The sequence below is a fragment of the Bacillus sp. PK5-006 genome, assembly GCF_054161415.1.
This window is the reverse complement of sequence record NZ_CP096414.1, coordinates 2692977-2707876: the sequence shown is the minus strand read 5'-3', so window position 1 is coordinate 2707876 and position 14900 is coordinate 2692977. Positions and strand designations below refer to the sequence as shown.

General features: G+C 41.2%; 15 protein-coding genes. 10 read left to right on the top strand and 5 right to left on the bottom strand.

Annotation, left to right across the window (positions count from 1 at the left end; translation table 11 throughout):
• Window positions 1–76: 76 nt before the first annotated feature.
• The 4 genes from M1D84_RS14065 to M1D84_RS14050 all read left to right on the top strand — a co-directional run bounded on the left by M1D84_RS14065 (window position 77) and on the right by M1D84_RS14050 (window position 4714).
• Window positions 77–433 (top strand): YlbF family regulator, encoded by a 357-nt coding sequence (locus M1D84_RS14065; protein ID WP_024425750.1) that lies wholly within the window; start codon window positions 77–79, stop codon window positions 431–433.
• A 452-nt stretch (window positions 434–885) separates the two neighbouring features.
• Complete coding sequence (locus M1D84_RS14060) at window positions 886–1752, top strand: Cof-type HAD-IIB family hydrolase (protein WP_039177545.1); 867 nt, start codon at window positions 886–888, stop codon at window positions 1750–1752.
• A 112-nt stretch (window positions 1753–1864) separates the two neighbouring features.
• Window positions 1865–3364 (top strand): coproporphyrinogen III oxidase, encoded by a 1500-nt coding sequence (locus M1D84_RS14055; protein WP_332284680.1) that lies wholly within the window; start codon window positions 1865–1867, stop codon window positions 3362–3364.
• 75 nt (window positions 3365–3439) lie between these two features.
• Window positions 3440–4714 (top strand): lysine N(6)-hydroxylase/L-ornithine N(5)-oxygenase family protein, encoded by a 1275-nt coding sequence (locus tag M1D84_RS14050; RefSeq protein ID WP_332284679.1) that lies wholly within the window; start codon window positions 3440–3442, stop codon window positions 4712–4714.
• 37 nt (window positions 4715–4751) lie between these two features.
• Here M1D84_RS14050 and M1D84_RS14045 read toward each other — a convergent pair whose 3' ends face one another.
• The 3 genes from M1D84_RS14045 to M1D84_RS14035 form a co-directional block, all read right to left on the bottom strand.
• On the bottom strand, window positions 4752–5975 hold the full coding sequence (locus tag M1D84_RS14045) for a cation:proton antiporter (RefSeq protein WP_034282218.1): 1224 nt from the start codon (window positions 5973–5975) through the stop codon (window positions 4752–4754).
• 3 nt (window positions 5976–5978) lie between these two features.
• Window positions 5979–6476: a cation:proton antiporter regulatory subunit gene (locus tag M1D84_RS14040; protein WP_024425442.1), complete on the bottom strand. Its 498-nt coding sequence runs from the start codon at window positions 6474–6476 to the stop codon at window positions 5979–5981.
• 64 nt (window positions 6477–6540) lie between these two features.
• Window positions 6541–6867, bottom strand: a complete 327-nt coding sequence (locus tag M1D84_RS14035; protein WP_224426399.1) for a potassium:proton antiporter — start codon at window positions 6865–6867, stop codon at window positions 6541–6543.
• Between the two features lie 181 nt (window positions 6868–7048).
• Between M1D84_RS14035 and M1D84_RS14030 the strand changes: the two genes are divergently transcribed.
• Complete coding sequence (locus tag M1D84_RS14030; RefSeq protein ID WP_133744027.1) at window positions 7049–7822, top strand: enoyl-CoA hydratase; 774 nt, start codon at window positions 7049–7051, stop codon at window positions 7820–7822.
• 31 nt (window positions 7823–7853) lie between these two features.
• Here M1D84_RS14030 and M1D84_RS14025 read toward each other — a convergent pair whose 3' ends face one another.
• Entirely contained in the window at window positions 7854–8042 is a 189-nt protein-coding gene (locus M1D84_RS14025; RefSeq protein WP_208946546.1) for a YhzD family protein, read from the bottom strand.
• A 172-nt stretch (window positions 8043–8214) separates the two neighbouring features.
• Here M1D84_RS14025 and M1D84_RS14020 point away from each other — a divergent pair, with 172 nt between their 5' ends.
• The 4 genes from M1D84_RS14020 (at window position 8215) to M1D84_RS14005 (ending at window position 13590) form a co-directional block, all read left to right on the top strand.
• Entirely contained in the window at window positions 8215–9429 is a 1215-nt protein-coding gene (locus tag M1D84_RS14020; protein ID WP_332284677.1) for a metallophosphoesterase family protein, read from the top strand.
• Window positions 9430–9445: 16 nt separating this feature from the next.
• Window positions 9446–12232 carry an AAA family ATPase gene (locus M1D84_RS14015; RefSeq protein ID WP_458106303.1) on the top strand — a complete coding sequence of 929 codons (2787 nt, stop codon included), beginning with the start codon at window positions 9446–9448 and terminating at the stop codon, window positions 12230–12232.
• A gap of 62 nt (window positions 12233–12294) precedes the next feature.
• Window positions 12295–13242, top strand: coding sequence for a 3'-5' exoribonuclease YhaM (gene yhaM / locus M1D84_RS14010; protein WP_024425447.1), 948 nt, complete (start codon window positions 12295–12297; stop codon window positions 13240–13242).
• 117 nt (window positions 13243–13359) lie between these two features.
• Complete coding sequence (locus tag M1D84_RS14005) at window positions 13360–13590, top strand: sporulation YhaL family protein (RefSeq protein ID WP_024425448.1); 231 nt, start codon at window positions 13360–13362, stop codon at window positions 13588–13590.
• Window positions 13591–13643: 53 nt separating this feature from the next.
• On the opposite strand, the gene M1D84_RS14000 is transcribed toward M1D84_RS14005, so the two are convergent.
• Complete coding sequence (locus M1D84_RS14000; protein WP_024425449.1) at window positions 13644–14528, bottom strand: peptidylprolyl isomerase; 885 nt, start codon at window positions 14526–14528, stop codon at window positions 13644–13646.
• Window positions 14529–14689: 161 nt separating this feature from the next.
• On the opposite strand from M1D84_RS14000, the gene M1D84_RS13995 reads away from it, so the two are divergent.
• Window positions 14690–14776, top strand: a complete 87-nt coding sequence (locus M1D84_RS13995; protein ID WP_008361129.1) for a YjcZ family sporulation protein — start codon at window positions 14690–14692, stop codon at window positions 14774–14776.
• The last annotated feature ends 124 nt before the right edge of the window (window positions 14777–14900 follow it).

Sequence of the window (14900 nt, the reverse complement as noted above, 5' to 3'; positions counted from 1 at the left end):
CGAAAGCCATAGTTTGTTATAGTGGAGTGGTGTCCGCCGATCATATCGGTGATAACGGATAGAAAGGAGACATAACATGTCTGTAAATCTTTATGATGTTGCATATGACCTTGAAAAAGCATTGCGTCATAGCGAAGAATATTCAACTTTAAGAAATCTTTATGATGAGGTAAACGCGGATGAGTCCTCTAAAAGAATGTTTGAGAACTTCCGTGACATTCAAGTAAACCTTCAACAAAAACAAATGACTGGTCAAGAGATCACACAAGAAGAAGTGGAGCAAGCTCAAAAAACAGTTGCTCTTGTTCAGCAGCACGACAAAATCTCTCAGTTGATGGAAGCAGAACAACGTGTGAGTGTTCTTATCGGTGAATTAAATAAAATTATCATGAAGCCACTTGAAGAGCTTTATGGGAATCCAGAAGAAAACTAATGGAAAGGGCGATGTCATTCGCCCTTTTTTGTTTTATCTTTTCTCCTCATTATCTTTTAAAAAAAGGTTGTCGAAGCACATAAATTCTGCGATAATACTTATATTGAAAGTGCTTTCAAAAAGGCGCTCTCAAGGGACAATTGGGTGCGTTTCACTTGGGATTTATGGCGTTGAGCCAAACGAGAGAGAAGCGCTTCTGGGAGAAACGCAAAGCATCATAAGGGGATCTGATATAAGCAATGCTTTGGTGTGTAAATGATAAGGGGATCATGGGGAGCTTCATCACTCCATTGTAACGCATCCAAACCATACATAAAAAAAAGCCTAGGGGTAGGCTTTTTTTATTTATCCATCTATTCATAACCTAGGGCTCTTTCAACTGCATGTTCTAAAGCACCAAGCTAGGGCATATCCTCATCGTAAGTACAGTCATCAAGAAGGGGGATGCCTCAGTGTCAAAAAAACTACTTGCACTCAATATAGATGGGACGTTACTTCGTTCCAATGGTAAAATCCATTCTGCTACAAAAGAAGCTGTTGAATATGTAAAGAAAAAAGGGGTTTACGTGACGATTGTCACCAACCGGCATTTTCGTTCCGCTCAAAAAATTGCCAAGGCGTTGAAGATTCCAACATCAACCCTTGTGACGCATAGTGGTGCATTTATCGCCGATAAACTCGATGAGCCGCTTCATGTGAAAAAATTAACGGAAGAAAAGACATTTAATCTTGTGCAAATCCTTGAAAGCTTCGATTGTAATGTCCGCTTGCTGCATGAAAAATTCTCGATCGGCAACCGGAAAAAAACGCAGTCTCAGCTGATGGGAAAGACGCTCATTCATCCGTCTGATCCCATTTTCTATCCCGTCCAATTTGTTGAATCGTTAAGTGATATGCTGATGGATGAACCAGTCAGTACTCCAGTGATTGAAGTATATTCGACCGCGGAGCTTCAGCCTGAAATTCACAGGACCATTCAACAAGCATTCCCATCTGTTGATCTTATTAGGATCAGTGATGAGAAAATGAATATTGTATGCAAAGGGGTTTCGAAGGAAGCGGGACTTTCTCTTTTAACCTCTGCACTCGGTTTTACTTTAGAAGATACGGTTGTCATTGGTCATGGAACAGATGACATTCCAATGCTTGAATTGGCTGGTTTAGGCGTTGCTATGGGAAACGCCCCCAATGATGTCAAGCGTAAAGCCGATTGGGTGACGCGCTCGCATGATGAACAGGGTGTGGCTTATATGATCAAGGAATACTTTAGAATGCAGCAAAGAGAAGGATTTTTACATCAATTTGATATTAAGCGATAATACAGTGAAGGCCCTGTCAATCAAGAAATGACGGGCCTTCGTCTTTTCCCTTCATTGCTTTTCCTACATGAATTTTGTAAAATGAAACAAGTTTGAAGATAAAGGTGATATGATGCGAATTTTAATTAAAGGGCTGTCAGATGAACGATTTCATCGCCCGCTTGTCAATATAGCCAATTTATTTGAAGAAGATAGTGAAGTGATGTTTGAACCAAGTGAACTGGATGATGGTTTGATCATGGAATTTAGCTGGAAGGAAGAAAATGGCATGGTGGAAGCATCTGGTCATATCGATGGATCAGACATCACCAGTCGTTTTTCGCGGGATGTTCCAGAGAGCTTGAACGATAAGGAGCGCTGGAAACAAATCAAAAACACAGTGCTGTCTGTTTATTTACACTTGCTTCAGGAGCACACAGGAATGACACAAAAGTGGGGGATTCTCACAGGAATACGTCCGACGAAATTGCTTCATAAGATGCTGAGAGAGGGCATGTCAAAGGAAGATGCACATGCGGCGTTAAAGCGTGATTACTTGATTCATGATGAAAAAATCAATTTGATGCAGGAGATTGTCGATCGTCAGCTTAAAGCCATTCCAGATCTGTATGACCTTCAGCAGGAAGTGAGTATTTATATTGGCATTCCTTTCTGCCCCACAAAATGTGCTTACTGCACGTTCCCTGCTTACGCCATTAAAGGACAAGCTGGCAGAGTGGGAACGTTTTTGTTTGGTCTGCATTATGAAATGCAAAAAATGGGCGCATGGCTAAAAGAACACGGGATCAAAGTGACGACCGTTTACTTTGGCGGAGGCACGCCAACGAGCATCACAGCGGAAGAAATGGACTTGCTGTATGAAGAAATGTATCGCTCGTTCCCTGATGTGAAGCATATACGGGAAGTGACTGTCGAAGCAGGGCGTCCTGATACGATTTCCCCTGATAAGCTAGAGGTGCTAAACCGCTACAATATTGACCGGATTAGCATTAACCCGCAATCGTATGAGAATGAAACACTAAAGGCTATTGGCAGGCATCATAGTGTGGAAGAAACGATTGAAAAGTATCACTTATCAAGACAGTACGGCATGAATAATATCAATATGGACTTAATCATTGGATTGCCGGGAGAAGGGCTCAAAGAATTTCAGCACTCCTTGCAGCAGACTGAAGAGCTCAAGCCTGAATCTTTAACCGTGCATACACTCTCCTTTAAAAGAGCATCTGAAATGACGCGCAATAAGGAGAAATACCAAGTAGCAGACCGAGAAGAAATCACGCGTATGATGGATGAAGCGGTCTCTTGGACGAAAGCACATCAATATCACCCGTATTATTTATATAGACAAAAAAATATTTTGGGAAATCTCGAAAATGTCGGGTATTCATTAGATGGACAGGAAAGTTTGTATAATATCATTATCATGGAAGAAGTACAGACAATCATTGGCATTGGATGTGGTGCAGCAAGTAAATTCATTGATCCACGATCAGGAAAAATTACGCAGTATGCCAATCCAAAAGATCCAAAATCGTATAATGACCGGTATGAACACTATACAGAAGAGAAGATTCAATTCCTTGAATCATTATTTATTTCTCACGTTTAAACACTGCGATGACGCAGTGTTTTTTTCATTTGTAAAAGGGTATATAAGTGATAAAAAGGTAAAGCAGGTGTACATATGATAGATGTGATCGGAATTGGGATTGGGCCCGCCAATTTAGGATTGGCCGCTTTGTTAGAGGAGTATGAGGATGTCTCATGCTGTTTTTTTGAACAAGAGTCTGAGTTTGCTTGGCATCCTGGTATGCTGATCAAAGGAACGGATTTGCAAGTTTCCTTTTTAGCAGACCTTGTCACAATGGCGAATCCAAGGAGCAGGTATACATTTTTAAATTATTTACATGAATCAAATAGACTTCACCGGTTCTATACATTTGAACAGTTTGATATCCCTCGGAGAGAATTCAATGAGTATTTATCATGGGTGGCAGGAGAATTAGACAGCTGTCAGTTCGGGATGAAGGTAGAAGAAGTGACGGACTGCCAAGATGGCTACCTTGTGAAAGTCAGACGGCTGAAAGATGGAGCGCTTTCTGAGTATCGTGCAAAGCATGTCGTGTTAGGCACAGGAAGCAAACCAATGATTCCAGTCGATGTGCCTGAAGCAGCATACCCATATGTGACCCATAGCAGCCGTTATTTAGATCAGCAGAAAGCACTTCACGAAGCTGAGTCGGTGGCGGTAATCGGCTCAGGGCAGAGTGCAGCTGAAATTTTCTTAGACCTGCTTCAGCATCAAAAGAAAGGACAGCAGCTTTCATGGTTTACACGTTCTAGTGAATTTAGAGAGCTGGAGACGGCAGAACTTGGCCAAGAACTTTTTACACCAAAGTATGTCGAGTATTTTCATTCGCTTCCTTATGAAGAACGTATGAACACATTGCCTAGGCTGACAGGATTAAGAAATGGCATCGATGCATCAACGCTTTCGCGCATTTATCAGGAGTTGTATCATCGCTCCGTTTCAGGTGAAGAGCCATCTGTGCTCATTCAGCCAATGACCGAGCTTGAAGCGATTCAAAGAGGAGAGCATCAGCCTTTGGAGCTGCATCTCAAACAGTGGCAGCTGAAGAAAGAAAAAAGCATAACTGTAGATCATGCTGTATTGGCTACAGGATACACGCCGAATATTCCTGAATGGTTTAGTGCATATGAACCTTTGATTGAATGGGAAAGTGATGAGCATTTTAAAGTGACAGACGACTTCAGGCTTGTGTTCAAAGACAAACGCTCAAATCATTTCTTTACATTCACGAATCTTGATCATTCTCATGGAACGGCGGCGACCAATTTGAAACTATCGATTTACCGCAACCAGAAAGTCATTCGAACCATTCGCGGGGCCGAGGAAGCGCCAGTCAAGCAAGAAACTGCATTTCAGCAATTTGAATAAGACATAAAAAAGGGCCCAAGCATAGGGCCCTTTTTCATTAGATCGTCGTTTCTTTTTTTACTTTTGGTTTTTCAGGTTTCCATTTGAAGATTTTGTTTAGGATTTGATAGATTTTCTTAGATTCTTTCGTTACGAGCGGTCCTAAGATCGCAAGGATTAAGACATACAATGCAGCAAAGGGCTTCAAAGTAGCGGCAAGTCCGCCGGCGATGCCAAGCTCGGCAACAATGATTGAAAACTCTCCTCTCGATACGATGGTTAATCCAATATTAGAAGAGGCTTTATGAGAAAATCCAGCTCTCCGTCCAGCGAACATTCCGGCAGTGAAGTTCCCAATTAAGGTAAGAATCACAGCGCCGATCGCAAGCCAGAAGGCATCACCCAATGTAAACGGATCGATACTGAGACCAAAGCTGAAAAAGAACATCGCTCCAAAGAAATCTCTAAACGGAACCACGAGATGCTCGATGCGGTCTGAGTGCTCTGTTTCTGAGAAAACAAGACCAAGTAAGAGAGCTCCAATAGCCTCTGCTACATGAATTGTTTCTGAAAAACCAGCGACAAAGAACAAAGCGGCAAAAATCACAATGATGAACACTTCGTTTGAACGGATATCAAACAACTTATTTAATAGTTTTGGCAGCTTCCGCGCAATGATAAAGAAAAGCATCATATAACCAAAAGCGATTAAAATCGATAATAAGGCACCGCCAACAGTAGTGGCATCTCCAAGAACAAGACCTGATACGACGGATAAATATACGGCAAGGAAAATATCCTCAAACATAATAATCCCTAAAATTAACTCTGTTTCAGGATTTGCCGTCCGTTTCAAATCGACAAGGACCTTGGCCACAATGGCGCTGGATGAAATGGTGATCACCCCTGCCATAATGAGAACCTCAAGGAATCCAAACCCTGTGATAAAACCGTAGAGCAGTCCTAAGCTGAAGTTGATCAAAATATAAATAGAACCGCCGACTGCAATAGATTTACCCGATTTAATGAGTTTTCCGACAGAGAACTCAAGTCCAAGATAGAAAAGAAGGAACAGGACGCCCATTCTGCCAAAAAACGAAATGATCTCCGTGCTTTCGATAAATTTCAAATCAATGATCCCGATGGTTGGAGCATGCGGCCCAACAATCATTCCGAGGACGATGAGAAAAGGGATGATAGAAAATTTAATTTTATTGGCGATTAAGCTGGCGATGGCGATAAGAATTAGCGCCGTCCCAACTTCAAAGACTAAATGATCCATTCATCACTCTCCCCCTCTAGAAAGAAAATCACGTACCAATCGTTTCAAGTGTTTTCTTTCGCCCGAAATGACCATCGTATCATTTGCTTGAATAATTGAATCGGCACCAGGGTTGAGTAATTTTTCATTTGTATGTTTAATGATCGCAATCACGGTGACTTCATAATTTTGTCTCACATCTAAATCACCGAGTGTATGTCCAACCGCTTTTGCACCTTTTTCCACCTTAAACCATTCAATGATCAAGTCGTTGAAGGCCATTTCAATGGTTTCTAGTGCCTGCGGTTTATACACCATACCGCCGATAATAGCAGCGATTTGCCGGGATTCAGCATCATCGAGTGAAATGGTAGACAGCACTTCATCTGGATCATCATCGTCAAAACGATAAATTTCCCGTCTGCCATCATCATGAATCACAATCGTCATCTTTTCTCTATTTCTCGTTTCAATTTCAAATTTCTTTCCGATCCCAGGAAGATCATTTTCTTTAATGTTCATTTTATCCCTCCGAATTTGATAGTCTGTGTTTTTTATATAGTAAATGCGGATGAAATAAAATGAATCAGTAGAGGTAATTAGATTGATACATAACGGGGATCGCACACTTCATTTCCAAAAAACATAGATCAATGGACAATGCAGCTGATGGGGCAGGCTTTGGTAGAAAAGTCTTGGCATCCATCATTGATAATCTGTCCTTCAACAGAATGGATGAAGCATGTTTTTTTGAAAACGAAGGTGTCTTCACAGCATTGATTTCTTCATCATAAATGGATGGAGAAATCAGGCTAGGTGTGCTCGCTTCTGCCTGTGAAGCAAAAACGACATTTGAAAAAGGAGAAAACATGACGATGAAGCTAACCAATATCATGATGGAACATCTGATCAATCATCCTCCTCCTTTCAAATTTATTTTCTTTCTTTTTTTACTATATAAAAATATATTTCTTGTTTCAATCATTATGCTTATTTTAGTATCAATTGATCTTGAAATTTTTTATTTAGAGAAAAAGGTTTTACATGATGGAAATGGAAGTATGTTATGAGCTTTTAAAAGAAGAGGGGGATGGATGATGACATATATCAATTGTCAGTTAGACGGGGATGTTTTTGAAATCGTTTTCAATAGGTCTGAAGCTTATAATTCTTTTCATGTGGACATGTTTGCTGAATTCAAAGAAGCATGTGATGCAGCGGAGGAAAGCAGTGCAAAAGTCGTTGTCATCAAGGGAGCGGGAAAAGGATTTTCAGCAGGCGGAGATATTGGGATGATGCTCAAGCAGGAAAGTGAAGAAGATTTCCATCGTGTGATGGATTTGATCGAGGGAATTACACTTTCTCTAGCTAGTATGAAAAAAGTGACGATTGCGCTTGTCCACGGGTCAGCAGCAGGCCTCGCTTTTAGCTTTGCTCTAAGCTGTGACTACTTGTTTATGCATCAGGATGCAAAACTCGCCATGAATTTTAATGGAGTAGGATTAATTCCAGATGGCGGGGGGCATTTTTTCCTCACAAAAAGAGTGAGTGAGCAAACCGCTAAACAATTGATTTGGAGCGGACAAAAGCTGCCGGCTGAAGAAGCGTTAAAGCTGCGCCTTGCAGACGGGGTGTTTCAGGATGAGGTCGATACGTACCAAAAAGTGTGTGTGAAGCCATTTATGAACATGCCGCTTCAAGCCTTTATCGAAACAAAGATGATCTATTTTCAGCAGTCAGAATCAAAGCTCTTAGCAGTTCTTCAAAAAGAGAGAGCAGCACAGGCAAGACTGAGAAAAAGTCATGATCACAAGGAAGGTATACAAGCCTTTTTAGAAAAAAGACGTCCTGTCTTTCAAAAAGCATAAATGAACATGAGGCCGGCGAAAGCCGGCTTTTTTAACGTTCAAATAAAAGCAGCTTTCCTGCTTGATCAACGAGTCGATGAGAATGCTTTGTGTATTGCTGTTCTATTAAGCGATGGCGTCCTAATTCCTTTGCTTTCTTGTCATTATCCGCTGTGATTTTTTCATTTAATAAAGTCTCACCCGACCGGTCAAATACGGTTAAAAAGTATGTCTTCTCCATGCCTCATCTTCCTTTCCTCTGTTTTTTAATGTAATTAAACATGGAATAAGACAAAACCTCTTTTTTAGTCCTTAAAAATGTGTTTTTTAGATTGAGAGTGATAGAACGTGCATTCGTAAAAATGGCATGATAAAATATGGACAATGACAGTATCGGACAAGGAGATAGACGTTTGACTAAGCTCACCTTTATTCATGCCGCAGATTTACATTTAGACAGTCCATTTGCAGGAATGTCGACGATACCTAATTCTATATTTAAGCGGCTCAAAGAAAGTACATTCCAAAGTGCTAAGAACATCTTTGATCTTGCCGTTGCGCGGGCGGTAGACTTTGTGCTGCTGAGCGGAGATTTATTTGATGAATCCAATCGCAGCTTAAAAGCACAGCTGTTTTTAAGAAATCAGTTTGTAAGACTGCAAACGCACGGAATTGAAGTCTTTATTATTTATGGGAATCATGATCATTTAGGCGGGGAATGGACACCGATTGAGTGGCCCGAGAATGTACATGTCTTTTCGAGCAGTACACCAAGTGAGCACTCCTATTATCGAGGGAAGCAGCTTGTCGCGAGTATTTATGGGTTTAGCTACAAAGAGCGGGCTGTCTATGAAAATATGACATCTCATTATGTCAAAACAACAGATGCTGCCTATCACATTGCGATGCTTCACGGCACTTTAGCCGGACAAGAAGGACATGATGCATATGCCCCATTTCAGCTTCAGCAGCTCATAGCACGGGATTTTGATTATTGGGCGCTCGGACATATACATAAAAGAGCCCTCCTTCATGAAGACCCATTTATTATTTACCCTGGTAATGTGCAAGGCAGACATATAAAAGAAACGGGAGAAAAAGGCTGTTACTTGATTCACCTCTCCGAAGATTCTCTGGCAGCGGATTTTATCAGCTGTGCTGATATCATCTTTGATACACTAGCAATAGACATCACAGAAACGGCTCATATGACGGATCTTGTCACACTTGTGGAAGGCAAAATCAATGAGCTGAAAGAGGAAGGCGTTCCTCATTTTGTGAGAATTGAATTGACAGGTGATGCACCTTCTTACTTTGAGCATACGCAGCTTGAGGTCCTCGAAGAGCTGATGACAGTTTTTCATGAGCAGGAGGAAGATGAAGACGTGTTCGTTTGGGTGATGTCAATTGACTGCCGAACAAATGAGAATGTGATCTATCCAGAGGATTCCTTTTTGAAGGAACTAACGGCAGAAATTGCACAGTTTGAGTCATATGAAGAGCTGCTTTTACCGATCAAGCGTCACCCAATCTACAGGAAGTCAGGAAAAGCGCTCACAAAAGAGGATGAATTGGATATAAAAGAAGAAGCACAAAGGCTGCTGACGGAACAGCTGAAGCAATTATGAGAAAAGGAGAGGTATGATGAAAATACGTTCACTCCATATAGCGAATTTCGGGAAATTTTCAAATCGAACCTTTCACTTTTCTGATGACGGTTTTCAGCTAGTTTATGGCCTGAATGAATCGGGGAAAACGACATTGAAGGCGTTTATTGAGTCGATGTTATTTGGTTTTTCAAAAAACAAGATATACAAGCCGAAACAAGGATCTTTCTATGGCGGCTCCCTCACTTGCTTAGATGAGGAGTTAGGTGTCATTCACATTGAGAGATCGTCCGATCGAGGCGGTCAAGCACAGGTGTTTTTACCGAATGGTGAAGTGAAAGATGAAGCATTCTTGCGGACTCTATTAAAGGGAACAGATCGCAGATTATTCCAATCAATCTATTCATTTGATGTGTTTGGACTGCAAAATGTCCAAGCCTTAAACGAAGATCAAATCGGTGAATTCCTCCTTTTCTCAAGTTTATTTGGCTCAGATGCTGCCTCTAAGATGGATAGCAGGCTGCTTAAGCAGCAGGAGCAGCTGTTTAAACCAAATGGACGCAAGCCGGAATTAAACCAGCAGCTTGATCGTTTAAAAGAGCTGGCTGCCCAGCTGAAACAAGCTAGATTGGCAGAAGGCCGTTATACAGAGAAAAAACGGGAGCATTCTGAATTAATAGAGAATATCGCAGCGCTTCAAAAGGAAATGAAGCAGACAGAAGAACAGATTCAGCAGTTAAACGAACACATTCGACTTTATCCCATGATAGAGAAGAAGATGGAGTTAAAAAAAGAATTAGCCCGTTATCCAGAACGAGTCAAACGCTTTAGAGCAGAAACAGAGCATGAATTGGATAAATTAGAATCACACCTTCACCCGAAAAAGGCTCAAATGACTGCACTAAAGCAAAAATTAGATCATTTGCAAACCTCGCTGGCACAAGTTCAACCGCTTTATGACAAGGATACATTACTGGAGATGAAGCGTGTCGTTGATGAATCTTCTCATGCTGAACGTGTCAAAAACCGCTTAGCTGAATGTAAAGCAGAACGTGATTCATTGAAACAAAAAATGGACGAAGCCGCAGCGAAGCTAAAGTGGCAGCGTTCACTCAAGCTTGATCAGATTGACGACTCCCTTGAATTTGAGTGGGAATTAAAGGAGGCTGTCAGCCAATACGTTCGTTTAATGGACAGAAAGGCACAGCTGGATGACCGGTTTGATCATGCAAGACATGAGCTGGAAGAAGCGGAAACCGCTTTAAAAGGATTAAAGGAACAGCAGGCCAAATCGCACAGTACAGTGGAAACTGGGGAAACAAGAACAAAAGAGAAACAGGTTCATTCCCGGGCGTGGTTATTTCCTGTGATGGTGACGTTTGATGCTGCATTTCTGCTTGTCCTTTTCTTTTTAACAGAGTGGTGGGTTACTTTCTTATTTGCAGGGTTTTCTGTTTTTGTCTTCTATTCTATTTACCCATTTTTGAAATCGACACAGGTGAAACAGGGAAGCGGCTGGGGAACATTCGATTCCTTCCAAGTGCAGGCAGCTTCAGCTGAAACGCTTGTGAGGCAGAAGGAGCTTTTGTACGAAAGGATCATCCGGCAATATGAAGACTGGGAGCAGGAGCTGGAACCTGTCCAGCAGCAAGTAGAGGAAAAGAAAAGACAGCTGGGCTTGTCCTCAGAGCTTTCTTTCCTAGTAGAAGCCTTTCTTATTCTGAAGCAATTAAAAACGGATACAGCGGAATATGAGGAGCTTAGCCGGGAAATAGACGACCTTGCCGGCCAGCAATCCAATTATGAGCAAAGGGTGGAAGCGTTAAGCAGTCTTCTGCAACGAAAGGAAGGCACCATTCAAGAGAACATCTCGGCCTTTCAAGAGATTTTGAAAGATGAGGCGAAAAGAGAAAAAGAACGTCAGACATTGGGTGTATCGATTCAACATGTGAAACAGCAGATCACGGCGCTGGAAGGGGAAATTGACTATTACGAAAAACAAATGAACGCGCTTTTTCGTCAAGTAGAGGCAGAGTCCAAAAAAGATTACCAAATTCTTTCCCATCTATCGAAAGAATATCGGGAACGGCTTTCCCATTTGCAGCAGCTGAATCAAGAGCTGCATAGAAGCGGCTGCTTTGATGAGGAAGAATTGATTGTTCGTAAAGGATTGCGTCTTCTTGAAGAAGAGTGTACGGAAGCAAAGCAGCACCTGAATAACATACAAACGAATGCGGCGAAAATGGAAAAACGTCTGGCAGAACGAGCAGTGGAAATCCGGCAAATAGAAGCTTCAGGTACGGTGTCTGATTTGACTCATCAGCTTTCAGCTGAGCAGGAGCATGCAAAGCACCTTGCGAAAAAATGGGCGGCGGTTCAGCTTGTTCGCTCCGTCATTCGAGAAAAATTGAATGAACATAAAGAAAAAAGGCTGCCAGCACTGCTGCAAACAGCTTCCCGCTTTATTCAGCCGTTAACAAATGATCGATATGAAGCCATTTTATTTTCACCCGAGGATGACCGGCTGATCGTGAAAAGGATGGACGGACGAATATTCCGCCCAGAAGAGCTCTCACAAGCAACCTGTGAACAAGTCTATCTGGCCATTCGTTTTGCACTCGCCTTGTCTCATCAGCATGAATGTCAGCTTCCGTTTATGATGGATGACAGCTTCGTTCATTTTGATCATGTTCGTCTAGGAAGAGTGCTGGAGTTGATGAATGAACTCACGCGTTTTGAAACACAGCTGTTTTATTTTACCTGTCATCAGCATATGACGCAGGCAGCAGAAGATGGACAGATTACGAGTTTAGCAGTTGAATGATTGACAAATAATGACTTATGTTATACTTATATGAGCAGAAACATGGAAGGAGCTTTTATTGAATGGCTAAAGGGATCATGACCTATGATGTCGGCGAACAAGTTGACCTGCATTTATTAATTAAATCATCTACTAAAGGGATTGCAAGTAATGGCAAACCATTTTTAACGCTCATTCTTCAAGATCAAAGTGGAGATATTGAGGCGAAACTATGGGATGCAAAGCAGAATGATGAAATCACCTACGGCCCGCAAACCATCGTGAAGGTAGTAGGCGACATTCATCATTATCGCGGGAGGAATCAGCTGAAGCTTAGGAATATACGCCCTGTTGCTGAAAACGAGCAAATTCGAATTGATGACTTTCTCGAAACAGCTCCTATTCCAAAACACGATATGATGGATACGATTATGCAATATATCTTTGATATGAAAAACCCTAATATTCAGCGTGTTACAAGGCATTTGCTGAAGAAATATGGACAGGAATTTGCTGATTATCCAGCAGCGACAAAAAATCATCACGAATTTGTCTCTGGACTCGCCTACCACGTCGTGTCTATGCTGCATTTAGCAAAATCAATTGTTGACCTATATCCATCACTAGATCGAGATCTTTTATATTCAGGCATCATTCTTCATGATTTAGGGAAAGTCAAAGAGCTTTCGGGTCCAGTCTCCACGACATATACTGTGGAAGGGAATTTAATTGGCCACATTTCCATTATGGTGACAGAAATTGCGAAAGCTGCGGAAGAGCTTAGCATTGATTCAGAGGAAATTCTCATTTTACAGCACTTAGTCCTGAGTCATCACGGAAAAGGAGAATGGGGCAGCCCGAAACCACCAATGGTGAAAGAAGCTGAAATTCTTCACTATATTGATAATTTAGATGCGAAAATGAACATGATGGATCGTGCGCTTGAGCATGTGAAACCAGGAGAATATACAGAACGTATTTTTGCACTTGAGAATCGTTCGTTTTATAAACCAACCTTCCATCACGAATAATCATGTCAAAACGTCCGTTTATGCGGGCGTTTTTTTCATAACTTGTCTCCTTTTCGCATAAGCATGTAACACAAAGGAAGAGAGGAATTGTCCTTAAGAAAAGGAGGCGATGAAAAAATGTTGTTTTTTCCGTGGTGGGTGTATGCATGTATTATCGGCATTATTTTCTGTGCGTATAAATTAATGACAACAGCCAAAGAGGAGCAAGAAATTGATCAATCCTTTATTGAAAAGGAAGGAGAAATATTTATCGAGCGAATGGAACAGGAAAGAGAGCGCAGACGCCAGAATCAGCAGGTGAAAAGATCACAGGATACTGCGGCACATGAAGATCATTCAATTGCTTAATCTCGTCATACAAAAACCCCTCTGCACGATTACGGCAGAGGGGTTTTTTGTGATTACTGGTTCTGTTGTGTCTGCTGATTTTGTGCAGGCTGTTCAGATTTTTCTTTGAACGTTTTTTGAAGCTCTTTATCTTTTACTTTCACATCAGCATCTTTTACTAATTTGTTTAAGATGTTTTGGATTTCATTTGTGTCTGCTTGTTTTTGGTCAAGCAGTTCTTTTTTCAAGTCTGCTTTCATGTCATCATATTTACCGCGTTCTTCAGTCTTTTTAATGATATGGTAGCCGAATTGGGATTTTACTGGCTTGCTGATTTCATTTACTTTTAGTTTGAAAGCAGCTTTGCTGAAGTTCTCGTCCATTTGGCCTTCTTTTGCGAACCAGCCTACATCGCCGCCTTGTGCTGCTGAAGCAGTATCAGTTGAATATTCAGAGACAAGGGAATCCCATTTTTCACCCTTATCTAATTTCTTTTCCACTTCGTCAGCTGTTTTCTTATCAGCTACTAAAATGTGGCTTGCACGGATTTTTCCTTTAAGGTCATCGTAATACGATTTTACTTCTTTATCAGTGATTTTGATGTTAGCTTTGGCAGCCTTTTGAGTCAGCAGCTCATATTTCACTTGATCTTTGATGTAATCTTTACCGAATTCATCTTGAAGCTGTTTTAAACGATCTTCACCAAGTGTCTTTTTATATTCTTCCAATTTCTTATCAATTTCTTTATCAGATACTTTGTATTTGTCAGCAAGAACCTTTTGTTGAACAAGTAGGTTTAGAGCATCTCCACCTGCTTGTTTCTTAAGAGTTGTATAAAGCTCTCCTTTTGTGACATCTCCTGATTTCGTTGTGGCGATCACATCTTTATCACCGCTACTGCATGCGCCAAGAGTTAAAACACTTACTGCTGTTACAGCTGCTAAAGCCATTTTTTTCATTCAAAAAACACTCCTAATCTTTCCAATTTATTTATCATTGCTTGTATCATAACATATTGTGACACGCTGTAAAAAGAAATGCAAATGGAAGGGCATTCGTCTAGTCAAAAAATTGCGCGCGACATACACATATAGTGATCACAAAAAGGAGGCTGAATTATATGGGAGCAGGATATTCTAATGGGTTTGCTTTATTGGTCGTGCTATTCATTTTGCTGATCATCGTTGGTGCAGCATATCTTTACTAATTAAATCGCTGTGACAGAAGGGAGCCGTCCTGCCGTGCGTGAGGGCGGTTCTTTTTTCAAACGATGACAGGTGCCTAAACGTTTTTTATTTTTCTGCATACACTGAGCTTAGAACAGAGGAAGA

Coding starts and splice junctions, on each gene's coding strand:
- M1D84_RS14065 (WP_024425750.1), top strand. CDS start 77: ATGTCTGTAAATCTTTATGATGTTGCATATGACCTTGAAAAAGCATTG.
- M1D84_RS14055 (WP_332284680.1), top strand. CDS start 1,865: ATGCGAATTTTAATTAAAGGGCTGTCAGATGAACGATTTCATCGCCCG.
- M1D84_RS14050 (WP_332284679.1), top strand. CDS start 3,440: ATGATAGATGTGATCGGAATTGGGATTGGGCCCGCCAATTTAGGATTG.
- M1D84_RS14045 (WP_034282218.1), bottom strand. CDS start 5,975: ATGGATCATTTAGTCTTTGAAGTTGGGACGGCGCTAATTCTTATCGCC.
- M1D84_RS14040 (WP_024425442.1), bottom strand. CDS start 6,476: ATGAACATTAAAGAAAATGATCTTCCTGGGATCGGAAAGAAATTTGAA.
- M1D84_RS14030 (WP_133744027.1), top strand. CDS start 7,049: ATGATGACATATATCAATTGTCAGTTAGACGGGGATGTTTTTGAAATC.
- M1D84_RS14025 (WP_208946546.1), bottom strand. CDS start 8,042: ATGGAGAAGACATACTTTTTAACCGTATTTGACCGGTCGGGTGAGACT.
- M1D84_RS14015 (WP_458106303.1), top strand. CDS start 9,446: ATGAAAATACGTTCACTCCATATAGCGAATTTCGGGAAATTTTCAAAT.
- yhaM (WP_024425447.1), top strand. CDS start 12,295: ATGGCTAAAGGGATCATGACCTATGATGTCGGCGAACAAGTTGACCTG.
- M1D84_RS14005 (WP_024425448.1), top strand. CDS start 13,360: ATGTTGTTTTTTCCGTGGTGGGTGTATGCATGTATTATCGGCATTATT.
- M1D84_RS14000 (WP_024425449.1), bottom strand. CDS start 14,528: ATGAAAAAAATGGCTTTAGCAGCTGTAACAGCAGTAAGTGTTTTAACT.
- M1D84_RS13995 (WP_008361129.1), top strand. CDS start 14,690: ATGGGAGCAGGATATTCTAATGGGTTTGCTTTATTGGTCGTGCTATTC.